A 22460-nucleotide genomic window follows, 5' to 3' on the forward strand; every position below is an offset into this window, starting at 1 on the left:
CGAAAACAGGCGTGAAAAACCCAAGAAGATGGGGGGGGTGTCCCTTAAACTCAGTCGCCCCCGGCGGGGCGGCGGCGCGGGTTGGATCCTTCGCCGGGCGCGACGCTTTCCGGGCTACAGGCCCAGATCGCGGCCGATCAGTTCCTTCATGATCTCGTTGGAACCCGCCCAGATCTTGGTGACCCTGGCATCCATCCACGCCCGCGCGACCCGGTATTCACGCATGTAGCCGTAGCCGCCGTGCAGCTGCACGCACGCGTCGAGCACCTCGTTCTGCACCTGCGCCGACCACCACTTCGCCTTCGCGGCGTCGACCGCGGACAGCTCACCGGCAGCGTGCGCGGCGATACCCTGATCGACGAACGCCTGTGTCACTTCGACTTTGGTGACCAGCTCGGCGAAAAGGAACTTGTTGTACTGGAAGCTGCCGATCTGCTGACCGAAAGCCTTGCGCTCCTTGGCGTATTGCAGCGTCTCGTCCAGGATCGCGGCAGCGTGCGCGAGATTGGAGACCGCGGCGCCGATGCGTTCCTGCGGCAGCCGCTCCATCATGGCGATGAAACCGCGGTCGAGCTCGCCGATCCGGTTGGCGTCGGGCACGCGCACATTGTCGAAGAACAGTTCGGCGGTATCGGATTCGGGCTGGCCGACCTTGTCGAGCTTGCGCCCGCGGGTGAACCCTTCCATCCCGGTCTCGATCGCGAACAGGGTGATGCCCTTGGCCTTCTTCTCCGGGCTGGTGCGTGCGGCGACGATCACCAGGTCGGCGTTGAAACCGTTGGTGATGAACGTCTTCGAGCCGTTGACGATCCAGTCGTCACCGTCGCGCACGGCGGTGGTCTTCAGCGCGGCCAGGTCGGAACCGCCCGACGGCTCGGTCATGCCGATGGCGGTGATGATCTCGCCGGTGCAGAATTTCGGGAGCCAGCGCTGCTTCTGCTCGTCGGTGGTGAGCTCGACCAGGTAGGGCGCGCACACGTCGTAGTGGATGCCGAACGAGGACGACAGCGCCGCGCTCGCCTTGGCCAGCTCCTCGCCGAGCACGGCGTTGAACCGGTAGTCGCCCGCGTCGCTGCCACCGAACTCCTCGGGCACACCGAGGCCGAGGTAGCCCAGTTCGCCTGCCGCTAGCCAGGTTTCGCGGTCGATCGCCCGCTCTTCGACGAAGCGTTCGGCATTCGGCTCGATCGTGCGCTTGATGAACTCGGCGACCGACGCGCGGAAGGCGTCGTGGTCCTCGGTGTAGACGGAGCGCTTCATGGTGTCCTTTCGCTGACTTACTGTTCGGGCCGTTCGCCCAGCAGAACCAATGACGCCCGGACAACTCTGGCCGCGTCGGGTTCCTCACCGCTGATCACATCGGTGTAGATGAAGGTCTCGGTGATCCGCACCAGCAGCAGCGCCAGCTCGGACACCGGCAGGAGCGGATCGAGAGCGTTCGCCGAAATCTCTTCGGCGAGTAGATCTTCCACGATCGCGACGATGCGGTGCTGCACCGATCCCGCGCGCGTGGTGAGCAGTCGCAGCGCCCGTTCGGGTTCGCGCAACAGGAACTGGCGGAAGGCGTGGGAGGTGTTGGTGGCCTGTGCGAAATCGCCGAGGATTGTCGCGATGCGGTACGCGCCGCGACCGGGAGCGGCGGCGGCCGCGCGACGCAATGTCGGTTCGGCGACCGACCAGATGACCTCGGCGAGCAGTTCGTCGCGCCCGCCGACCCACCGGAACAGCGTCGCCCGGTTCACTCCGAGTGCGACGGCGAGTTCCTTCATCTCGAGTCGGTGCCCGGCCAGGAATACGGCCCTTGCGGCCCGGAACGCGCTCACGGGATCGGGCCGCGCTGCCGCGTCCTGGAGTCGTTTCTCCAGTGCCGTCTGCTCGATCACGTCACCTCCATGCACCGTTTCCTACAGTGTATGAACCGTGCAACGTCTGTCAATATGTTGCACTCCGGGCACAAAAAAGGGCACAAAAAAACTCCCCGGTCACCATGACCGAGGAGTTCTCGTTGTAGCCCCGACGGGATTCGAACCCGCGCTACCGCCTTGAGAGGGCGGCGTCCTAGGCCGCTAGACGACGGGGCCAGAACAACAGCTCACCGGGGTGAGCCGCGCGAACATACGATAGCCGACGACCTGGTGATCGACCAAAACGGGGGTTGACCGCCCCTCGGCGCCGGGGCAAGGTGGGGCCATGACCAGCAAAGAGCTGCGCGGTGGGGTGGAGATGAGCAATCTCGATCAGCCGCTGTTCGACGGGGCGCAGGCAACCAAGCGGGATCTGGTCGACTACCTCGAGTTCGCCGGGGAACGGTTGCTCCGGGTGGTGCGTGGTCGCCCGCTGTCGGTGGTGCGGGTTCGGCCGGGGCAGGAGCCGTTCATGCAGAAGAACCTCCCGAAATACACCCCGGAGTGGGTGCCGCGGACGCAGGTGTGGGCGGAGAGTTCTCGCCGGGAGATCACCTACGCGCTCTGCGACGATCCGCGGACACTGTTGTGGTTCGGTAATCAGCGGGCGGTCGAGTACCACGTGACGCTGTTCCTCGCGGAGTGGGTGCCAGAGCCGACGCACCTCGTGCTCGACCTGGATCCGTCGCCGGGACAAACCTTCGGCGACGCGGTGGCGGGCGCTCGGTTGATCCGGGACGCCCTCGCCGCCGACGGGCTGGCGGGTGCCGTGAAGACCAGCGGGTCCAAGGGTTTACACGTTTTCGTGCCGGTGGTGCCGGGAATCGACGTCGAGGATGCCGCCGCCGCCACGCGGGCGGTGGTGGCCAGGGCCGAACGCATCGATCCGTCGGTCGGCACGACCGCGTTCATCCGGGAAGACCGCGAGGGCAAGGTCTTTCTCGACGCCACCCGGGCCGGCGGCGCCACCGTCGCGGCCGCCTACAGCCCACGCATCCGGCCGGGTGTCACGGTGTCGTTCCCCCTGCTCTGGTCCGATCTCGACAACGTGACACCCGCCGATTTCACGCTGCGGACCGTACCGGAGCTGATCGGCGCCAACGATCCATGGGAATCGGAAATGCCTGCTCCACAGCAACTTCCCCAGGATCTGATCGACGAAGGCCACACCATCCCGGTGGCCAGGGTCCAGGCGATGCACGAAGGCAAACGACGCGCGCGAGCCCGTCGGGAAGCATGACGGGCCGCGCTGCCGCTTACGGTGCGTAGCGCAGGATGCCCGCGATCTGTGCCCCATCGGGCATGTCCTGAGCGCGCACCGCGAGGACGTCGCCGCCGGTGAGCAGCACGCGGCGGGTGATCTCGTCGAGTACACCAGGGGTTTCGGTATCGGTCGGGTCGCCGAAGACGACCGCGCCCTCCGGGGAAACCGTCCCGGGAACCGAGGCATCGATATCGACGAGCACGGTATCGATCGCTCCCGCGGTCGCGGCACGCGCGAGGTCGGAGACATCGGTGCTGGCTCGGCCTTCACCGCGACGTTTGTCCATCAGTTCGGCCAGTTCGGCCAGTTGCGTCGAGTAGTGGCGGTCCAGGATCTTTCTGGAGCGTTCGGCGAGGTCTTCGTCGGAGACGTGCTCGGGGTTGCCGGGGATGCTCTCGGCCAGCAGGCCGTCGTAGCTGCTCACCGACCGGTACAGAGAATCACTGGGCTCGGAGGCGGCAAGAATGAGCGGAACGTCGCGTCCGGCCAGGATGGCTCGCAATTCGCCGTCGATCGCGCGGGCGTACTGGCGCACCCGCATCTTGCTGCCTTCGTCACCTTGGACACGGCCTTTCGGGGCCCGATCTCCGAGGCTCGCCTTTCCGGCATAGTCGGCGGCGCTGCTCGGAAGTCCTTCGACAGGCACGGTCCGCGCTGGTCGATCCGGGGTTACCTCGACCAGACGCACCCCGCCCTCGGCGAGTGCGAGCACGAACGCGGACTGCGGGAAGGTCACGGCCCGCACGAGTCGCGGGAGGTAGAACCGATCCCCGACGGTTTCCGCGGCGCTGAGCGCGTTGGGCAGCCGGTAGGTGCGGATTCGTGTCGGGGTGGCGAGGACGACGAGAGTACGAGCTTGGTACCGCCAGAACTCGGCGTCTTCGATCACCGCGTCGAATTCCTCCTGCAACGCTGTGCGCGCGCCGGGGTCGGTGACGAGGTCGAGTGTTCGCCGAGCTTGGTTGGAGAACGCGATCCGGTTCTGGTCGGGGTTCGCCGTATCGGATTCGGTCGGCGTGTAGATCGAGACGCACCAGCTATCGGTCACTGCGGCGAGAGCTTTGAGCTCGCCCCGGCTGGGGATATCGGTGTGTAGCACGACGGCCTCCGCATCTGTTGGTCGGACGACGTGCGCCGACACCAGCTTGTGGACATAGCACTCCCGGGTCAGCATACGCTCGGCTAACAGGGATTCGACGCGCATCACCGGCTCGGTCTCCGATGACGCGGGCGCACTGCCGAATTCGACAGTGCGCCATCGCGGTTCGGCGTCGATCAGCCGGCGAGTGACGCGACGCCCGCCTGGGCGAACTTCTCGTCCAGGTCGCCGCTCGGGGCGCCCGCTACACCGATGCCCGCGATCGGGGCGTTGTTCGCCTTCACCGGGGCACCGCCACCGAGGAAAAGAGTGCCGTCGATGTCGGCCAGGTGCGGAGCGGACTCCAGGCGCTTGGCCAGTTCGGTGGTGGGGGCGTTCCAGGAGACGGCGGTGAAGGCCTTCTGCTGGGCGGCGTCGTAGGACTGCGGGCCCGCGCCGTCGCCGCGCAGGGTCACGATGACGTTGCCGTTGCGGTCGACCACCGCGACGCTCACGCGCTGGTTCTCCTTGGCGGCGGCGTCGAGGGCGGTCTGCGCGGCCTTGGTGGCGGCGGCGATCGACAGGTGGGTGGACTGGGCCAGGTTGGCGTCGGCGGCGTTGACGACGACAGGGGTGCGGGTCGCCGGGTCCTGATCCTGCGCCTGCACGGTCACGACGCCGACCACACCGGCGGCGACGACACCAGCGGTGGCGCCGGCGATGATGAGGCGATTGCGGGTGCTGGACTTGGCGGACATGGCTGCTCCTGTGCGGCTCTCGGCCGGTCGGCGGTCTGCCGTGGCCTGTTGATATCCATCCTGTTCGCTCGGCGACTCGCCCGGATCGGCGTACCGGCTGCACTCCGCGCCCGAATCGGCCGACACCCGTGTCAACCGATCGGATGACCCGTATTCTTGGCGGCTGGCGCCGCGCCGGTACTCCTTCGTCGCACCCTCCGGTCAGTCCAGATCGAGGCGGCCGAGAACTGATCTCCGTGGCGCAGCGACGCCATCATCCGCGGAAACACAGGTGGTTTCTTTGGCTCAGATACTCGGGCAGCAGCGAGACGACACGCGCCTGCTCGCCGTCATCGTCCACAGTGCCTTCTATGTACTGCTGGCCGCATCGTTGATGCGGTGGCTGATCCGGCACAGCGAGACCCGTTCGACGCCGTTGATCGTCGTTCTTTCCCTGACTTTGGCGGTGCTGTACGCGCTGAGTGAGTTGCGGCAGTCGGGTCGGCTCGCGTGGTTCGCGATGCTGGTGCTCACCTGGTCGGTGCTGGTGGTGCTCGCGCCGAGTTTCGCCTGGTGCGCGGTGCCGCTGGTGTACACGGGCCTGCGGATCCTGTCGGAGCGGGTCGCGGTGATCCTGGTCGTCGCGCTCACCGCGCTGGTGGTGTCGAGTCAGGTGCGCATCGCCGGGTGGCTCGATCCGAATCTGGTGCTCGCCCCGCCCGCGGTGGCGGCGGTGACCACGGCACTGTTCGTCGGTATGCGCCGTCAGGCCGAACGGCAGGCCGCGCTGATCGATGACCTGGTGCGGACCAGGCAGGAACTGGCGGCCACCGAACGCAGGGAGGGCACGCTGGCCGAACGGCAACGGCTGGCCATGGAAATCCACGACACCCTGGCCCAGGGACTGTCGAGCCAGCGCATGCTGCTGCAAGCCGCCGACCTGGTGTGGGACAGCGATCCGCAACTCGCGCACACGCACCTGCGGTCGGCCGCGGACATCGCCGAACGCGACCTGACCGAGGCGCGCCGGTTCGTCCACGACCTGGCCCCGGCCGACCTCGCCGCCGGTGGCTCGCTGCCCGCCGCCCTGGCCGCACTCGCCGAGCGAGAGACCACCGACACCCTGACCGTGCGCTGCCATATAGAAGGCACACCGGGCCCGTTGCCCCAGCGGGTCGAGGCCACCCTGCTGCGCATCGCCCAGGGCGCGCTGGCCAATGTGCGCGAACACGCCGCCGCGACCACCGCCACGATCACGCTGACCAGCCTCGACGATCAGATCGTGCTCGACGTCGCCGATGACGGGCGCGGCTTCGACCCGGACGCACAGGCCGACCCCGCGCAACATCGCGGACACGGTCTGCCCGCGATTCGGGCGCGCGTGCGTCAACTCGGCGGCACCTGCACCATCGAATCCGCGCCCGGCGACGGCACAGTGCTCTCCGCCGCCATTCCGCTCGTTCCGGGCACACCGACTACCGCCGGCACGATCGCCGACCGCTGAATCGGTCACCGATGGCTCGGCCCCTCGAACGTCCGCGCGGATGCACGCCTGCGAGAGAAACGCGGCGACCGGAATGCGCGCACTAACATCGGGACGTGACCACCACCGTGCGCCTGTTGATCTGTGACGATCACGCTGTCGTCCGCGCCGGACTGCACGCGCTGCTGTCGAGCGCGCCCGATATCGAGGTCATCGGGGAGGCCGCCGACGGACCGACCGCGGTCACACTGGCCGCGAGCCTGCACCCTGACGTGGTGCTGATGGATCTACAGCTCGGCACCGACATGGACGGCGTCGAAGCGACCCGCCGGATCACCGCCCAGCCCGCGCCGACCCCGCACGTCCTGGTGCTGACCACCTACGACACCGACGCCGACATCACCCGCGCGATCGAGGCGGGGGCCACCGGATACCTCCTCAAGGCCGAACGGCCGGAGGAACTGTTCGCCGCGATCCACGCCGCCGCGAGCGGGCACACCGCCTTGTCCGCGCCGGTCGCCGCCAAGGTGATGGCCAAGATGCGCAACCCCGGCCCCACGCTCACCGCCCGCGAGCGCGACATCCTCGGCCAGCTCGCCCACGGCCTCGGCAACCGCGAGATCGCCCGCGCACTGCACATCAGCGAGGCGACGGTGAAAACCCATCTGGGCCGCATCTACGACAAACTCGGCGTCGACACCCGCGCGGCGGCCGTCGCGGTGGCCACCGAGCGGCGCTTGCTCGCCTGACCGGTCCGACCTACGCGGGCGCCAGAGTGGCGGCGCCGAAGGACACGCGGAAGCGCTCGCACCAGATACTGACCGACTTCACCGTCGACAGATCGGTGCCCGCTGGCAGCTCATAGTTCTGGCTGCCCTCGTTTCCTTTCAGGGAGCCGAGGTCGATGTGGTTGCCGTCGTCGAAGTTGTGCCAGTCGTCGATGATCACCGGCTGATCGGTGAGCCAGACGTGCAGGTCGGGCCCGTCGGAGGTGTTCAGGTCGACGATCCGGAGCACGATTGTGCCCTCTGACGTGCGCTGGAGCTGCGCGGTGCCGGAGGTGCCGTGCTCATGGGAGATGAAGGCGCCCTCGGCGATCACCGGTGGTGGCGCACCGTCCACCGCGACGATCGGTGCCTCGTTGACGGTCACCGTGGTGAACAACCGCCAGGGCTGGAACAGGTAGAGACCCACGGTCACGGCCGCGACCAAGCCGATGGCGATGACGGTGAACAGGGTCCGGCGAGTGCTCATAGCGCCTCCTTCTCACCCATCATCCCCCGGCGCGGCCCGTACCGCTTGCCCGAATTGCCGGAAAAGAAACGTGACCGGGGTCTCCGAATCCATATGAGCCCCGTCACATTACGGGGCTATAACGACAGTAATGTGATTACGGATTTATTACGGCCGACCAGCGGTGAACGGTGTTCCTTTGGACAATATCCGCTACAAACAGCTCTGTGATCGGTACGTGATCTCAGCGCACATTCCGGCTACATTCGATCACGGCTTGAACAACAACCCGAGCCGAATCGAATCGCAGAACGCCGGAAAGCCTGCCCCGCGATTCGAGGATCCCCGACATGACTGAGGGGCAGGGACGCGGTAGTTTTCATCACCGAGTCGGTGGGCGCAGGCAGGAAATACTTTATGTCTTTGAATCGCAAGTTCACCACCCGTGCCCTTGGTATTGCCGCTGTTGCCGGCGCGATGATCGCCGTTCCGGCCGGTCTGACCACCGCAACCGCCTCGGCGAACAACTGGGACGCCGTGGCGCAGTGCGAGAGCACGGGCAACTGGAACATCAACACCGGTAACGGCTACTACGGCGGCCTGCAGTTCTCGCAGAGCACCTGGGAAGCCTACGGTGGTGCGGGCACTGCCGACAACGCCAGCCGTGAAGAGCAGATCCGCGTGGCCGAGAACGTGCTGGCCGCGCAGGGTCCCGGTGCCTGGCCCGTGTGCAGCGCCTACCTGTAAAGGGCGCTGACAAGTAAACTTTCCTTGTCGGGAAACGAATTACCCGCTATTCGATGCACACGTCGAATAGCGGGTTTTTTCGTTTTCCGGAGAATCCAGCCGATACACCGTGAGCGATGCGGCGAGCATGCGTGAATCCGATGGATCGGCCGGGTCGAGGCCGGTGAGTTCGGCAATCCTGCGCAGCCGATAGGTAAAAGTATTCGGGTGCACGTGAATCAGTCGTGACGCGGTTTTGCGGTCGCCACCGTGCACGAGATGCGCTTCCAGCGCGTCGATCAGGTGCGGACTGCTCAGGAGCGGAATCACCCGCTGTGCCAGACGTTCTCGGGCCGGGCCGGGCCGGGTGAGCTGGTATTCGAGCAGCAGATCGTCGAGTCGATAGCAGCCGCCGGGCTTGCCGCGTAGTCGCGCCAATTCGGTCAGTTCGGTCGCGTCCTTGGCCGCGGCCGGAATCGCATCACGGCTGACACCGGAGAATTCGGCCAGATACACCGGTACACCGAACTGCGCGCGCAGCCGGTCGGCGAGTTCGTCGAACTTCGCCGCGTCGACGACGTCGGTTTCGGAACTGTGACTCAGCAACGCGATGCCGTGGGTGCCGTCGAAGGTGGCCGGAGTGGTGGTGCCGGTGAGTTCGTCCAGGGCGCGCTGCAGCACCCGGATCCGTCGCCTGGTCACCAGGTTGGCCGCGGTGCCGACGCGGGGCGGCTCGCTCAGGTGGACCGCCAGCACCGTGTACTGGTCGGCGAGGATCGTGTCGGCGCGGGCGGCGAGTTCCTCGGCGGGCAGACCGCGGACCAGCGCCGAACACAATTCCCGGCGCGCCTCGCGTTCGGCGTGATAGATCGACTGCTCGACCTCGGTGTAGGTCTCCACGACCGTCATGTTGATGTGACGCAGCAGATCGAGCAGGCGGCTGCCGACCCGTGCCATCTCCGCGGTCTCGGTGGGCAGGGCCAGCGACAGCGCCTCGGCGAACACCGACTGCGCCGAGCCGTGGATCGCGCCGATCAGCATCGGCAAGGGCAGCCGGTCCTCGGCGTGGCGCTCGGCGACCGGGGCGACGAACGCCGCGACCTCGGCGTAGGTGAACTCCCGGTCGGCGCCGATCGCCTCGAGCACGGCCCGGCCGCACGCGTAGATGGTCGGCAGCACTTCCGCGGTGAAGTGGCCGTCGGGTAGCTCGGCGGGTGCGTTGGCGCCGAGACCGTCGGCGAGCATGCGCTCGGAAATCTGTGGCCATCGGGTCAGCAGACGGGCGGTCAGCGCGGGCAGCGCGGGGAGTTCGGAAACGGGGTGTTCGGCGAGCATGACTCGATTGTGTCCGACGACAGGCCGGTACAGGAGCATCCGATCGAAAACGAACAGAACTTGGCTCCCGTGCCAATCTCGTCCAGAGTTTCTCGTTCCCCGGTGCAGTGACATCACGGTGCCCGGGGTCATAGATTCGCAGAGTGCGTCCGAGCTACCTCGATCACGCCGCGTGCTCTCGATCCGGAAGGCAGTCCCGCCTTGACCCGTACGTTCAACCCCTGGTTCTTCGGCAGCGGTGGCAGCCAATGACCGTCGATACGGCAGCGACCTGGCACGACGCGCCTGTGCTGCCGCCCGACGACCCGTTCTACGCCACCCCACCCGGCATCGACGCGCTCGCGCCGGGGACGGTGGTGCGGTCGCGGCCGGTGGAGGTCGCGCTGTTCGGGGTGTTCCGGCAGCGGATCACGGCGTGGCAATTGCTGTATCGCACCTGCGATCTCGACGGTGCGCCGGAAGTCTCGGTGACGACGGTGCTGCTGCCGTGGGGTGCGTCGGCGCGGCCACGGCCGCTGGTGTCGTTCCAATGCGCGATCGATGCTGTTGCCCCGCAGTGCTTTCCGTCGTACGCGTTGCGGCGCGGTGCGTGGACGCTCGGTTCGATCGCGCCGCTGGAGCTGCCGATCATCGCGATGGCCCTGGAGCAGGGGTGGGCGGTGTCGGTGCCCGATCACGAGGGGCTCGGTGGTCGGTTCGGGGCGGCGCGTGAGCCCGGATACCGTGCGCTGGACGGGATTCGGGCCACTCTCGCATTCGCCCCGACGGCGCTGGCGCCGACCACTTCTGTTGCCCTGTGGGGCTATTCGGGTGGTGGGCTGGCGACGGCGTGGGCCGCGGAACTCGCCGCCGAGTACGCGCCGGAGCTGAACATCGTCGGCGCGGCGGCGGGTTCACCGGTGGGTGACCCGGCCGCCGCCTTCGAGCGCCTCAACGGTGGGTGGTTCGCCGGGTTCCCCGCGGCGTTCGTCGCGGGTTTGCGGCAGGCCTATCCCGAGCTCGGTCCGCTGCTGCACGATCACCTCGACGCGCGATACCGCGGTCTGCTCGGTGAAGCCGAAGAGCGCAGTACCTTCGCGCTGCTGCTGCGGTTCGCCCGTCGCGATGTCGCCCGGCATCTGCGCGGCGGCATGGGGGAGTTGCTCGCCGAACCCGTCCTGCGCCGCATCCTCGCCGACATCGAACCCGGCACCCGCGCGCCCGCGGCACCGCTGCTCATCGTCCAGGGGGTGAACGACGAGGTGATCGCCGTCGCCGATATCGACGCCCACGTGCGGCGCTATCAGCAGGCCGGGGCGACGGTGCGCTACCTGCGGGTGCGCCGCGGCTCGCACCTACCACTCGAATTCCTCATCGTGCCTGCCGTTCTCGACTGGCTCACCGACCGATTCGCCGGCCGTCCCGCGCCGACCGGTACGTGCACCGTGGCCTCCGTCGCCCGTTCACCGCGTGCCATCCGCACTCATCTCACGTTCGTGCGCCTGGTGCTGCGCATGCTCGGCGGTATGCCGATCGGTGGGATGGATACGGGAGCCTCACTTGAACGAGCCGGCCTGTGTCGCGGCGATTCCGAACATTCGCACGCTGACGATGATGCCGCGGTCGCCGTCGAATGCTGAGTCCGTGCTCTCGCCAAGGCGGGTGGTCGGTCGGGTTTCCACCACGGCGGTGAGCTGAGCGCCGCTCTGGATCGGCCCGCTGACGGCGGCGAACTCATCGGTGGCGCTCACCGGGCCTCGGCCGTCGCTCGCGATCCCGGCCTGGCATGCGCGCTCACCTGAAACACCATCGCCGCGGCGACAGCGAGTGCGCGCGCCGCGTCGTTCCTCGAAGGTGTCATCCCCGCGTTCCTCACTACCGGGCCTCATCGGTGCCCGTCGAGAACATAGATGCGCCACGTCCCGGCAGCGGTTCGCCGCGAACCGTTCGTCCCCCGCACGGCATCTGTGTCGGTGAGGGGTTTCACCGACGTCGTCGTCATCACCGCGGCGTCGGTGGAGTACTACTGCCCCTGGGAGTGACGGCGGCGCCGCCGCTCGCCGAGTGGAGCCGCAGGGGGGTTCCACGGGGTCGGCGGTGCGCCCTCCCAGGGCATCCGAACCCGATTGCCGGACAAGCACTTCCGGTAATCGGGTTCCTGCACTGCGCCGCGACCGTGACGATCAGCTCAAGCCGGCGACGATCGCGGCCCGCACCGGATCACCGGCGGGTAGGCCTTTGGCCACCCGGCGCCACGCGTTGCGCCCCGCCGTGAGTGAGCAGCGCACCGCGTCGGTGACCGCCGAGGTGTGCGTGCTGCCGAGTGCGGCACCAGGCAGCAGCGAGATCTCGAGATCCTCGGACATGGTGAGCGCCCTGGTGACGACCTGCCCGGTGAGCGTGCCGTCGGCATCGGCGTAGAGGACGACGAGCAGTTCGGTGCGCTCGGCACCGAGACTCACCGCGACCCGCACGATATCGCCCGCCGCGGCCCGGGCACCGAACGAGTGCACCGAGATCCGCGTCTGCTCCGCGCCCGCGGGCGAGCGGGTGAATTCGATACCCAACTCCTGGTCGAGCTGTTTCTGCACCGCGCGGATCGCCGTCGTCTCGCCCTCCGACGACGCGGCGAGCGGTTGCACGGTCCAGCCGGGCACCGCCATCACGGCGCGGCGTGCGCCGAAGCCGGCCGAGCTGTGCGACACCGCGCCGCCGCGTAACAGTCGCTCGGCGATCCGTGCCCCGGCGGCGGCGGACTCCGCGTCGACATCCGGGCTGTCGGACTCGGCGAAGGCGATCAGCACATCGATATCGACCGGCAGACTCAGGCGGTCCGCGTCATGATCCGGCGCCATCACGATGCCTCCTCGTTGTCCCCGTCGCGGGCGTCGAGTTGCGCGCGCACTGCCTCGCGGAGCAACTTGGCGCCTGCCGCGCGTAATCGCTTGACCTTCTCCTGGCTGAACCGCAGGTCGCGGGCCACCTCACCGGTGGTCTGCACATCGGAATAGCTGCCGTCGGTGGCGATCACGAAGGTCGCGCGGAGCACGGCCGCGGTCTCCGCGTGCGCGATCGAGGCCAGCGCGTTCCGCAGAATCGTGCGGTCGGCGAGCCGGTTCTCGGCGTCGCCGCACCGATGGTCCTCGAGTACCAGGACGGCCGACTCGTAGTCGACCCGGTGACCGGGGTGGCGCTTCTCGGCGGTGCGACTTCGCCGGTCCTGCAGCACTTGCCACTGGAGCTTCTTGAGCACCAGCGCTTTCCAGTGCCGGATCCGCTCGGTGGGCAGCGTCGCGGTGAGCTCGACCATCGTGTCCTGGGCGACATCTTCGAAGTCGCTGCGCATATCCGGGTCGAGCCGATCGAGGACGTAGCGCGCTTTGATCGCCGCATAGCTCGACATGGTGACCAGATCGGCGCCGAAGATGTGGTCGATGACCGCGGGACGTAGACGTTCGGGGACTTCGCTCCACGCGGCGCCGAGCCACCGGTCCAAGGGCTCAGAACTCACCTGGTACCCCCACTCGGCCTGCGATGGGCACACCACGGCTCGTTTCCTCGACGCCGTCGATGCTACCCGCGCCGCAGGCCGGGCCGAGGTGAGACAGCGGACCGCGGTGCGGGATCGAACATGTCGCATCGCGGAGCCTCCTGTCGGGTCGATCGGCTCCTACACAGATGCGGTTGCCGCCCTCAGCGGTTCGCCGATGGCCACGCGCGATCAGGTCGGGCACGCCGGGGAGGCGACCATGAACGAGAACGCGATCTGGCAGTACCAGGCCTTTTCGACCTTCCACTTCCCGTCCTCGGCGACGAAGTTCACGATGATCGGCTGCGGCGGGCTGTTGTTGATCGACGCGGTGCCGTCGGCCAGCATGCCGGGTGGTGCGGTGCGGGTACCCGTGATGGTGATCGTGATGGTGGCGCCGCCCTGGCGGGGGGCGTCGGCGACCCGGTTCGGCAGTTCGGGGTCGCTCCCGATGCCCTGGATGAGCTCGAGCTTCTCGGCGTTGGGCACTGCCGTGTCGAGCAGCATCCGCATCAGCTGCCCGACCTCGTCGGCACTCGGCAGTGGCAGCGGGGCGGAAATCTCTTGCGCTACAACTTTTGTCGGCTCGGTGGTGTCCTCGGCGGCGGCACAGCTCGCCGACATCGCGATCACGGCGAGCAGGGCAGCCGCGGTCAGGGTGCGTCCGGCGATGTGTCGTCTCGACAACGTGGTCCTCTGGGGCAATCGATGGTGTGCTGGAATTCAATCGTATCGGGGCATTCTCGGGAGGGTCTCCGGTGATGCCTGGCGGAGACGGGGGAGACATGGCGGTCGAATCGACCGATGACGCGGTGCTGATCGAGCTGACGGGTGCGCCGCAACGGTGGCTGACCCTGTGCCGCGACGCCGTTGCCGCCGGGCCGGATGCCGCGCGCGGGCTACTGGAGCACCGCCGGGAGACGGGTGTGCTGGCACGGCAGTCGCTGGCCCGCTGGAAGAACCTCGCCACGGACGACGATCTGCTCGAGGAGGAGGCCGAGGATCCCGATGCGCAAGACCGCCGGATCACCGCGGATCTGTCGGCGGCGCGCGCGATGGCGGTGCTGGCGCAGGCCCTGACCGGTTCGATCGATACCGGCGACGCATGCGAGACCTTCCTCGATCACGCCGAACGCGCCGGGCTGACCTCGGTCGGCACCCAGTTGCTGCCCGCCGGTATTCCGATCACCAGTGCGAATGCCCCGCTCGGCGATATCGTGCGCCATCTGCTCGGCCAGGGCGCTCGCGCGGCGCGCGGGTACGCCATCATGGCCGCGCTCGAGCTGGCCGGGCACACCCTTCCGGTCGTGCGCGCCAGCCGGATCAGCGTGCTGTTCTCGAGTTTCGGCGGTGGTGGCGAGGTGGGCGTGCTTCGCCTCGACCAGGTTCGTGGCGGACCGAGCGGCCTGCATCCCGACCCGGCGCGGATGGGCTTCCTGCAGGCCGATCGCGAATTCACCGACAGCCTCGAAAGAGCGTGGCGCATCAGCAGACTGGCCGGCACCGACGCGTGTGTGCTGTGGTCGGTGTCGACGCACGGCAGCGCACCGGCCAACGACGTCAACGGCGCGTCGATGGGCGCGGCGTTCGCGGTCGCCCTCGACGACCTCGCGCCGCGGCACGCTCTCCTGCGGCGACTGCGGCCCCGCCGGCTCGACCCCGAGTGCGCGGTCACCGCCGGGCTGTCCGGCGCGAACCTCACGGCCGTCGGCGGCTACGCGGGCAAACTGACTGCCGCGCAACGCTCGTCGCTGCGCGTGGTGGTGGCGTCGGAGGCCTATCGGGAAGCCGCGGGTGAGGCACCACAGAACTACGCCGACCGGATCTCTGCCGCCCGCACCGTGTCCGAAGCGATCGCGAGGACCCGCACACGGGCGAACCTCGCGCTGTGGATCGTTTCCGTCGCGGCGGGCCTGGCCGTGGTGCTGGCGGTGGTGTCGGTGACCAACCTCGTCCAGATGCGCATCGAGAACACGGCCGCGCGAGCGGAATCGAATTCGCGCCTGTTCGCCGGCGTCGCCCGCGGCGGTGGCAATCTCAATCCCGCACTGTCCCAGCAGATCGCGCTCGCCGCCTATCGAACCGCCCCGACCGAGGAAGCGCGATCGGCACTGTTGGAGAACACCGCGACGAACGCGCCCATCCGGATCAGCCCGGGTGTCGTGCTCGGCCGCGGCGTGGTCTTCGATCCCGACGCGCCACGCGTCGCGACCACCGCTCAGGGCGACGTGATCGCGATCGGCGAAGGCGACGGCTTCGTGGAATTGGTGCGGGTGACCGAGTCCGGCGTCGACCGTTGGCCACGGTTCGCCACCGGCAGCGGACACATCCGCGGCGTCGCGATCAGCGCGAATCACGAATGGTTGGTGGTCGCGGGCGACCTGCGATCGGCGGTGTGGAACATCGCCGACCCCGGCGCACCGCGCCAAGTGAGCGAGCTACCGCTGTCCGGCCGGATGCCGTCGTCGGTCGCGCTGAGTCCCGACCTCGAGTTCGTCGCCATCGGCACGCACAGTGCGACGGTTTCGAGCTGGCGACTCGGCGACGATCCCGCGCGCCCGATCGCCATGCCGATGCTGTCCTTCTCTGGCCAGCGGGTGGAGGTCGCCCTGAGCGATCGCACGCTGGTCGCGGCGGCGCCATCGTTGTTCGGCGGAATCTGGACGACCACAGTGCGCGGCTGGAACACCGCGACCCTCGACCGCGATCGGACACCGGCGTTCGACCGCCGCATCGAACGGCCCGGCGGTGCGGAGGCGAGGTCGGTCGAGTTCACCGGCGACGGCACCGTGCTGGCCGTCGGTCTCAATCCAGGTGAGGTCGCGCGCTGGCGAGTCGGCGCGACCACCTTCGACCCGATGCCCGCCGTGACGAGGGGCGCCAACGAGTACCTCGACGTGTCGCTGACCCCGGACGGTCGATCCGCCGTGATCGTCGGCGGCGACACCAGGGCCCGCATCCGCGACCTGGACACCGGCGCGGAACTGGTCACGCTCCCGATCGAGATGGTCGCGCATGCGCGCTTCCTGCGCGGTGGAAGATCGCTGGTGACCACGAGTTTCGACCACGCCGTGCACGTTTTCGAGCTGCCGGGTCCGGTGGTGTCGACCAGCGCGCTGACGCTGTTCCGGTTTCCGCTCGACCAGCCCGTCCTGCCACAGGAGCTGTTCCCACATCTGCGCATGCTGGCCAGAACGCCCTTCGCCACCGATCGAACGCTGCTCGACGGCGACCCCGCCGGTCTGATCGACGTCGTCGCGATCGCCCCGGACGAGACCAGAGCGGTGACCAGAACCGAATCCACGATCCAGGTATGGGACATCACCGATCCGGTGCATCCGCGTCGGGTCGGTGCGCCGCTCAGCGCGGCAGGCGTCGACATCCGCGCCATCACGTTCAGTCCCGACGGCGCCTTGGCCATCGGCCGCAGCCTGACCCAGACCGTCGAAATGTTCGACGTCTCCGCCGAACCCCGATTGCGGTCGAGTGTCCGATTCGGCCGTGGCTACCCGACCTCGCTCGCCTTCAGCCCGGACGGCAGCATGCTCGCCGTCGGCAGCCACCGCACCGGCAATGTCAGCGTCTTCGCGACCACACCGGACGCGCCGCCGATCGCTGAACTCTCCGATCTGCGAACCCCGGGACAGACCATGTCGCTGGCCCTGAGCTCGCGCGACACCCTCGCGGTCGGCACCCTGACCGGCGCCTTCGTCTACGAGATCGGCAAGCCGGGTACGCCGCCGCGCGCTCTTCCCGTCCCCGTGGGTGCCAATGGCTCCGCGGGTTCAGTCGCCTTCGATCCGGACGGTACCCGGCTGGCCATCGACGACATCGTCAGCGGCACCATTCTGCTGTGGGACTACACCGACCCCGCGAACCCCACCACGTACGCCACCATCGCTCGGGGTCAGCGCCACCGGCAACCCACCATGCTGGCCTTCGCCGCGGACGGCGCCGTCCTCACCGAGTCCGCCGTCGACGGCACCCTGCGTCGATGGCGCACCGACGCCGCCGCCCAGGCCGACCGGATCTGTGCCAGCGGCACCACCCCGATCACCCGGGAGGAATGGGCAGGCGCTCTTCCCGGCCACGCCTATGTGAACACCTGCCCGGCGCGCTGATCAGTGCCCGCCCGACCGGCGGATTTCGTATTCGTGTGACGCTGTGTAGCGGTGCCCCTATTTCTTGGGGCAATGGAAATCTGGCCTTATCGGATGGATCGCAATAAATCTCATCGAGTTCTCAGGATTAGTTAATAATTATTGGGTATCGCGCGAAAATGCCAGGTGGGGGCGCTGTTGTGGCTGAACTGTTACCAGCATCACTAAATCAGGAAAACCGTAACTCGTGGCGTTTGAGCGTCGATACGCCATTCGTAAGCCAGCTCCGGCTGGGCCTATGCGAGAAACAGAGGAATTACTATGATCCCCGTTATCATCGACACCGGTAGCGCCGCCCTGAACGGCCTCTTCGATACCTTCGGCGCCGCACTGCACGGGCTGGTCAACACCCTGTGGACCGGTTCCTTCGGCGGCTGATACAGCCCCATAGGTCGATGAAACGACCTGGTCCTCGCTAGCGCGTGACCGACGAGAAGGCCTCGCACCGGATGGTGTGGGGCCTTCCCTCATCAGTGGGTGTGGGGTGCTCGATCGGACACGTGCTTCGGGCCGTGCGAGTCGGCGCACGGGTGGGAATCGCGGTGGCCGATGTCGAGGAGTTTCGGGCTGGCGTGGTCGACCTGCAGGGTGACGTGCTCGATGTGGTGGTCGTGGTCGAGCATGTGCGCGATGTCCTCGCGGACCGCATGGCAATCGTGGCCGGGCTGCACGAGGACGTGGGCCGACAGCGCGGGGGAGCCGGAGGTGATCTCCCAGATATGCAGGTCGTGCACCTCGGTGACGCCGTCGCGCGCGGCCATATCGCGGCCGATCAGCGCGGGGTCGAGGTGTTCGGGCGCGGCCTCGAGGAAGATCCGGCTCGACGCCTTGATCAGCCCGATCCCGGCCTTGATCATCAGCGCCACCACGATCAGCGTGGCGACCACGTCGGCCTGTACCCAGCCGGTGAGGATGATGACCAGCCCGGCCACGGCGGTGGCGATGAACGCGAACAGGTCGTTGAGGATGTGCTGGTAGGCGCCTTCGACATTGAGGCTGGTGCGGTCGGCGCGGCTGATCATCCAGGTGGCGAGCACGTTCACGACGATGCCGACCAGCGCGGTGATCAGCACCAGCCAACCGTGCACCTCCGGCGGCTCGAACAATCTGCGGATCGCCTCGTAGCCGAGCCAGAGCGCCAGCAGTAGCAAGGTCAGGCCGTTGGCCTGGGCCGACAGGATCTCGGCCCGCTTCCAGCCGAACGTCATCCGCCCGGTCGCCGGTCGGGCCGCGAGCCGGATCGCCCACAGCGCCAGCGCGATCGAGGCGGCGTCGGTGGTCATGTGCGCCGCGTCGGAGAGCAGTGCGAGCGAGTCGGCGATGATGCCGACGGTCACTTCGCCGATCAGGAAGGTGACGATCACCGCCAGCGCGCCGGCCAGCCAGCGCCGATCGCTGTCGGCCGATACCCCGTGGTCGTGCCCATGCCCTGCGCCCATCGCGTTCCCCTCTTCTGCGGTTCGATCGGTCGCAATCATATGCACACATCGCTATGTGTGCAATTCGTTCTTGGTCGAGCATGGTCTTCGCTGGTCATCGGATGTTGCCGAGTCCGAATCCACCCTATGCCTGAGCGTACGGTCGCGGTGCTGCGCACCGAATCACTCTCGAGAGTGAGGTGCGGTGGACTGTTTGCGGACACACTGGGACGTCGTGGGAGTACTCCGGGAACATCCGTCGCCGCTGGACGCGCTCGTCGCCGCCGTCGTGACGGCCGCGACCGTCGTGCCCGCGCTCGTTGTCGGTGCGCCGTGGTGGGTTGTCTGGCTATCGGTCCTCGCGTCGGTGCCGGTGTTGTGGCGGCGTCGGGCTCCGGTGGGAGCGCTGTGCGTGGTCGGCCCGGCGATCACCGCCCTCGGCTGCGTGCACGCGTTGCCGGTGCTGCCGTTCGGCACGGTTGTCTGTGTGTACACCGTCGCTGCGTACTGTTCGGCGCGGCAGCGGCGGATGACCTTCGTGCTGGTCGCGGTGGGAATTCTGGTGTCGCTGCTGGTGCCACGCGAGACCGCCGACTCCTACGCCTATGCCGCGATGTCGTTCATGACGGCATGGGCACTCGGCGCGGGGGTCCGCGCGAAGCAGGCCCAGATCGACGCACTCGCCGAACGGACCCGGCGCCTCGACGACGAACGCGACGCCGCCGTGGTCCGCGAGCGGCTGCGGATCGCCCGGGATATGCACGATGGGCTCGCCCACACGGTGGGTGCGATGATCGTGCGTGCCGAGACCGGTCCGCTGCTCGACCGGGCGGACGCCGACGTGGCCTTCGCGGCGATCGCCGACGGTGGGCGTGACGCCTTGCGGGAACTGCGCCACAGCATCGGTGCCCTACGCGAGGACGATCCGCCGCATCAGCCAGGGGTGGCCGCCATCGCCGATCTCGTCGCGCTCGCCGGACACCGGGGTCTGGCCGCTCGTTTCACCGAACACGGAGCCCGCGTGCCGATATCACCGCAAGCCGATGCCGCCGCGTACCGGATCGTGCAGGAGGCGCTGACCAATACGGGCAAGCACGCGAAGGCGACACGGGTCGAGGTGGCGCTGAGCTGGTCATCGAGTCGGCTCGGAGTACGAATCGCCGACGACGGCACCGGGGCGGACGGTGGTCGGGCAGGTGGCACCGGCGCGGCGGGCTTCGGTTTGGTCGGGATGCGGGAACGGGTGCACGCGTGCGGTGGCCTGCTGCGGGTGGAGCCGACGCGCTCGGGGTTCGTGGTATCGGCCGATCTGCCGCTGGCACAGGGGAGTTGACGATGCGAGTGCTCGTCGTCGACGACCAGGAATTGTTCCGCACCGGGTTCCGCCTCATCCTGGAATCCGAACCCGACATCGAGGTGGTGGGGGAGGCTTGCGATGGCGTGGAAGCGGTGACGGCGGCCCGGCGGCTCACGCCCGATGTGGTGGTGATGGATGTGCGGATGCCGCGACTGGACGGGGTGGCCGCCACCGCTCGCATCTGCGCGGAGACTGCGGCAAAAGTGCTGGTACTCACCATGTTCGACATCGATGAGTACGTCTATTCCGCCTTGCGGGCGGGTGCGAGCGGGTTCCTGCTCAAAGACGCGCGCAGAGCCGAATTGATCGGTGGGGTGAGGGTTGTCGCCGCCGGCGACGCGCTGCTGGCCCCCTCGGTGACGCGGCGGCTGATCGCCGAGGTCGCCGAACGTGCGCGTCCGCATCCGGAAGCGTCCGCGCAGCTGGCCGGGCTGACCCCACGGGAACGCGACATCCTGCGAGAACTCGCCGCAGGCCGTTCCAACACCGAACTCGCGGCCCGGCTGGTCGTCACCGAGCACACGGTGAAAACCCATGTCAGTTCCGTTCTCTCGAAGCTGGGACTGCGCGATCGGGCGCAGGCGGTGGTATTCGCCTACGAATCCGGGATGGTGGCGCGAGGGGACAACCAGTTGCCGGGTGGTGCGAGGTGATCTCACTCGCGTGAGCGAGGCGAGTCCACTCGTCCGGGCGATGCGCCAGAGCCTCCTCCACCGTGACGATCAACGGGTGACTTCTACTGAAGAGGCTGTGCGCGAGAGGTTCTCCGGGCGACCCGGTCGGCGAATGCCCGTTCGGGCATCGATGGTGTGGTTGGCCGCCACTGTGAGCTCGGCGTTGTTGTGGAGTATCGGTACAGGTCTGCACCCGATCCCCGGAATCGCCCTGCTGGCCCCACTCCCGGTGCTGTGGCTGGCCCCGCGACACTATGCTCCGGCGGTGTACGCGGCGGCGGTGCTGTCCTGGCTCGGCGGCAACGCCGGATACTGGTCCTACTTCACCGAGACTCTGGAACAACCCGTATCGACCGCCGTCGCCCTGCTGGTCGGCAGCGCGCTCATCTTCGGGGCGTGCGTGGCGCTCTTCCGGAAACTGCTGATGCGGGCCAGGTTCGGGTGGGCCGCGCTCGCGCTACCCGCCGCGTGGACTGCCGCTGAGTTCCTGTTCGGTCAGGTCGGCGGGATCGGGGCGTGGTGGAGCATCGGATACTCCCAGGCCGGCGTGGACCCGATCGTGCGCGTCGCTTCGGTGACCGGGGTATGGGGCATCAGCTTTCTCGTGCTGGGGGTGCCCGCCACCGTGGCCGTACTGATCGCGCCCGGGATTCGAAGTAGCCGGATACGGCACCGCGTCCCGAGCTTGTCAGGCCGATCCTGGTCGATGAGGTCGGCGGTGGCGGGCATGGCGGCCCTCGCACTGACCGTCGCGATCGGGGCGGGCCTGTGGTGCTCCACGGTGGCAAGTGACGGTCCGGTGGCGAGGGTCGGATTGGTCGCTCTCGCGCAGCCACCGATGTATGTCCCCGTCGCGTCGCCCGACGGCGCGCGGATGATCGCCGACGCGATCGCCGCCATCGACCAGCTCGCGGATCAGGGCGCGGAAGTCATCGTGTTCTCCGAGAAAGCTTGGCATGCAAGCCGATCCGACCTCTTCCTGTTGCGCGACCCGCTCACCGCCGTCGCTCTCCGCCGCGACGTCCACGTGGTCGTCGGCCTGGAGCTCGAGCAACCCGGCGGCACCGTCAACGCCGCCATCGCCTATCCGGGCGAAACCATCTATGCCAAGCGATACCTCGTCCCCGGGCTCGAATCCGGACTACAGCGCGGCTCGGTCCCGCGCCAGATCCCCGGCCGCTCCTGGGCACTCGCGATCTGCGCCGACCTCGACCGCCCTGCCCTCGTTCGCCAGAACCGAACCGACGGCGCGACGCTCATCCTCGCGCCCGCACTGGATTTCCGCGTCGACCACTGGTTACACAGCCGGATGGCCGTCCTGCGGGCCGCCGAATCGGGCATCGCCATCGCCCGCCCCGCACAGCTCGGCGAGTTGACCGCGATCGACGCGCGGGGCACCGTTCGAGCCTCGCTCCGCACCGACATCACCGAAACCCGCATGGCGCTGGCCGAAATCCGCACCGCCGGCGATCGCACTCCCTACGTCCGCTGGGGCGACTGGTTCGGCGCACTGTCGATCGCCCTCACTGTGGCCGGTGGACTCGCTGCCCTCCGCCGCTCGACCGAGACGACCTCGTGAATAC

The 22460-nt window shown here is 68.1% G+C and carries 18 protein-coding genes, 1 tRNA gene and 1 pseudogene; 9 read left to right on the plus strand and 11 right to left on the minus strand.

Going from position 1 to position 22460, the window contains the following annotated elements; translation table 11 throughout:
• Positions 1-114 precede the first annotated feature (114 nt).
• From ACFWPX_RS11555 to ACFWPX_RS11565, 3 genes are all read right to left on the minus strand, one after another.
• Complete coding sequence (locus ACFWPX_RS11555) at positions 115-1260, minus strand: acyl-CoA dehydrogenase family protein (protein ID WP_378927342.1); 1146 nt, start codon at positions 1258-1260, stop codon at positions 115-117.
• A gap of 17 nt (positions 1261-1277) precedes the next feature.
• Positions 1278-1883: a QsdR family transcriptional regulator gene (locus ACFWPX_RS11560; RefSeq protein ID WP_378927344.1), complete on the minus strand. Its 606-nt coding sequence runs from the start codon at positions 1881-1883 to the stop codon at positions 1278-1280.
• A gap of 125 nt (positions 1884-2008) precedes the next feature.
• Positions 2009-2081, minus strand: a tRNA-Glu gene (locus tag ACFWPX_RS11565).
• A gap of 109 nt (positions 2082-2190) precedes the next feature.
• Here ACFWPX_RS11565 and ACFWPX_RS11570 point away from each other — a divergent pair.
• Positions 2191-3144 carry a DNA polymerase domain-containing protein gene (locus tag ACFWPX_RS11570; RefSeq protein ID WP_378927346.1) on the plus strand — a complete coding sequence of 318 codons (954 nt, stop codon included), beginning with the start codon at positions 2191-2193 and terminating at the stop codon, positions 3142-3144.
• A 16-nt stretch (positions 3145-3160) separates the two neighbouring features.
• Here ACFWPX_RS11570 and ACFWPX_RS11575 read toward each other — a convergent pair whose 3' ends face one another.
• Together ACFWPX_RS11575 and ACFWPX_RS11580 are read right to left on the minus strand one after the other, a co-directional pair.
• Positions 3161-4267 carry a hypothetical protein gene (locus ACFWPX_RS11575; protein ID WP_378927348.1) on the minus strand — a complete coding sequence of 369 codons (1107 nt, stop codon included), beginning with the start codon at positions 4265-4267 and terminating at the stop codon, positions 3161-3163.
• Between the two features lie 176 nt (positions 4268-4443).
• The gene (locus tag ACFWPX_RS11580; RefSeq protein WP_378927349.1) at positions 4444-5004 is read right to left on the minus strand and encodes a heme-binding protein; all 561 of its coding nucleotides are present in this window, start codon (positions 5002-5004) and stop codon (positions 4444-4446) included.
• Positions 5005-5284: 280 nt separating this feature from the next.
• On the opposite strand from ACFWPX_RS11580, the gene ACFWPX_RS11585 reads away from it, so the two are divergent.
• Together ACFWPX_RS11585 and ACFWPX_RS11590 are read left to right on the plus strand one after the other, a co-directional pair.
• Positions 5285-6487: a sensor histidine kinase gene (locus ACFWPX_RS11585; RefSeq protein ID WP_378927351.1), complete on the plus strand. Its 1203-nt coding sequence runs from the start codon at positions 5285-5287 to the stop codon at positions 6485-6487.
• 95 nt (positions 6488-6582) lie between these two features.
• Positions 6583-7215 (plus strand): response regulator, encoded by a 633-nt coding sequence (locus ACFWPX_RS11590; RefSeq protein WP_378912676.1) that lies wholly within the window; start codon positions 6583-6585, stop codon positions 7213-7215.
• 10 nt (positions 7216-7225) lie between these two features.
• Here the strand turns inward: ACFWPX_RS11590 and ACFWPX_RS11595 are convergent, their stop codons facing one another.
• Positions 7226-7720 carry a DM13 domain-containing protein gene (locus tag ACFWPX_RS11595; RefSeq protein ID WP_378927352.1) on the minus strand — a complete coding sequence of 165 codons (495 nt, stop codon included), beginning with the start codon at positions 7718-7720 and terminating at the stop codon, positions 7226-7228.
• Positions 7721-8116: 396 nt separating this feature from the next.
• Between ACFWPX_RS11595 and ACFWPX_RS11600 the strand changes: the two are divergent.
• Positions 8117-8443, plus strand: a pseudogene (locus tag ACFWPX_RS11600) (transglycosylase family protein); the annotation flags it as partial.
• 42 nt (positions 8444-8485) lie between these two features.
• On the opposite strand, the gene ACFWPX_RS11605 reads toward ACFWPX_RS11600, so the two are convergent.
• A complete protein-coding gene (locus ACFWPX_RS11605) occupies positions 8486-9760 on the minus strand; it encodes a PucR family transcriptional regulator (RefSeq protein ID WP_378927353.1) in 1275 nt (424 codons plus the stop codon).
• Between the two features lie 248 nt (positions 9761-10008).
• On the opposite strand from ACFWPX_RS11605, the gene ACFWPX_RS11610 reads away from it, so the two are divergent.
• Positions 10009-11379, plus strand: coding sequence for a lipase family protein (locus ACFWPX_RS11610; RefSeq protein WP_378927354.1), 1371 nt, complete (start codon positions 10009-10011; stop codon positions 11377-11379).
• A 543-nt stretch (positions 11380-11922) separates the two neighbouring features.
• Here ACFWPX_RS11610 and ACFWPX_RS11615 read toward each other — a convergent pair.
• From ACFWPX_RS11615 to ACFWPX_RS11625, 3 genes are all read right to left on the minus strand, one after another.
• Positions 11923-12594 (minus strand): hypothetical protein, encoded by a 672-nt coding sequence (locus ACFWPX_RS11615; protein ID WP_378927356.1) that lies wholly within the window; start codon positions 12592-12594, stop codon positions 11923-11925.
• Positions 12594-13250 (minus strand): hypothetical protein, encoded by a 657-nt coding sequence (locus tag ACFWPX_RS11620; RefSeq protein ID WP_378927358.1) that lies wholly within the window; start codon positions 13248-13250, stop codon positions 12594-12596. Before ACFWPX_RS11620 ends, ACFWPX_RS11615 begins: the two co-directional genes overlap by 1 nt.
• A gap of 210 nt (positions 13251-13460) precedes the next feature.
• On the minus strand, positions 13461-13955 hold the full coding sequence (locus ACFWPX_RS11625) for a hypothetical protein (RefSeq protein WP_378927360.1): 495 nt from the start codon (positions 13953-13955) through the stop codon (positions 13461-13463).
• A 98-nt stretch (positions 13956-14053) separates the two neighbouring features.
• On the opposite strand from ACFWPX_RS11625, the gene ACFWPX_RS11630 reads away from it, so the two are divergent.
• Positions 14054-17389 carry a WD40 repeat domain-containing protein gene (locus tag ACFWPX_RS11630; protein WP_378927362.1) on the plus strand — a complete coding sequence of 1112 codons (3336 nt, stop codon included), beginning with the start codon at positions 14054-14056 and terminating at the stop codon, positions 17387-17389.
• A gap of 509 nt (positions 17390-17898) precedes the next feature.
• Here the strand turns inward: ACFWPX_RS11630 and ACFWPX_RS11635 are convergent.
• The gene (locus ACFWPX_RS11635) at positions 17899-18867 is read right to left on the minus strand and encodes a cation diffusion facilitator family transporter (protein ID WP_378912666.1); all 969 of its coding nucleotides are present in this window, start codon (positions 18865-18867) and stop codon (positions 17899-17901) included.
• A gap of 214 nt (positions 18868-19081) precedes the next feature.
• Between ACFWPX_RS11635 and ACFWPX_RS11640 the strand changes: the two genes are divergently transcribed.
• The 3 genes from ACFWPX_RS11640 (at position 19082) to ACFWPX_RS11650 (ending at position 22456) form a co-directional block, all read left to right on the plus strand.
• Positions 19082-20179 carry a sensor histidine kinase gene (locus tag ACFWPX_RS11640; protein ID WP_378927364.1) on the plus strand — a complete coding sequence of 366 codons (1098 nt, stop codon included), beginning with the start codon at positions 19082-19084 and terminating at the stop codon, positions 20177-20179.
• Positions 20176-20856, plus strand: a complete 681-nt coding sequence (locus ACFWPX_RS11645; protein WP_378927366.1) for a response regulator — start codon at positions 20176-20178, stop codon at positions 20854-20856. Before ACFWPX_RS11640 ends, ACFWPX_RS11645 begins: the two co-directional genes overlap by 4 nt.
• Positions 20857-20932: 76 nt before the next feature.
• Positions 20933-22456 carry a nitrilase-related carbon-nitrogen hydrolase gene (locus tag ACFWPX_RS11650; RefSeq protein WP_378927368.1) on the plus strand — a complete coding sequence of 508 codons (1524 nt, stop codon included), beginning with the start codon at positions 20933-20935 and terminating at the stop codon, positions 22454-22456.
• The last annotated feature ends 4 nt before the right edge of the window (positions 22457-22460 follow it).

Origin of the sequence: Nocardia sp. NPDC058518 (genome assembly GCF_042719655.1) — a bacterium.
GTDB lineage: Bacteria > Actinomycetota > Actinomycetes > Mycobacteriales > Mycobacteriaceae > Nocardia.

Coding starts and splice junctions, on each gene's coding strand:
- ACFWPX_RS11630 (WP_378927362.1), top strand. CDS start 14,054: ATGGCGGTCGAATCGACCGATGACGCGGTGCTGATCGAGCTGACGGGT.
- ACFWPX_RS11605 (WP_378927353.1), bottom strand. CDS start 9,760: ATGCTCGCCGAACACCCCGTTTCCGAACTCCCCGCGCTGCCCGCGCTG.
- ACFWPX_RS11615 (WP_378927356.1), bottom strand. CDS start 12,594: ATGGCGCCGGATCATGACGCGGACCGCCTGAGTCTGCCGGTCGATATC.
- ACFWPX_RS11580 (WP_378927349.1), bottom strand. CDS start 5,004: ATGTCCGCCAAGTCCAGCACCCGCAATCGCCTCATCATCGCCGGCGCC.
- ACFWPX_RS11555 (WP_378927342.1), bottom strand. CDS start 1,260: ATGAAGCGCTCCGTCTACACCGAGGACCACGACGCCTTCCGCGCGTCG.
- ACFWPX_RS11570 (WP_378927346.1), top strand. CDS start 2,191: ATGACCAGCAAAGAGCTGCGCGGTGGGGTGGAGATGAGCAATCTCGAT.
- ACFWPX_RS11595 (WP_378927352.1), bottom strand. CDS start 7,720: ATGAGCACTCGCCGGACCCTGTTCACCGTCATCGCCATCGGCTTGGTC.
- ACFWPX_RS11635 (WP_378912666.1), bottom strand. CDS start 18,867: ATGGGCGCAGGGCATGGGCACGACCACGGGGTATCGGCCGACAGCGAT.
- ACFWPX_RS11610 (WP_378927354.1), top strand. CDS start 10,009: ATGACCGTCGATACGGCAGCGACCTGGCACGACGCGCCTGTGCTGCCG.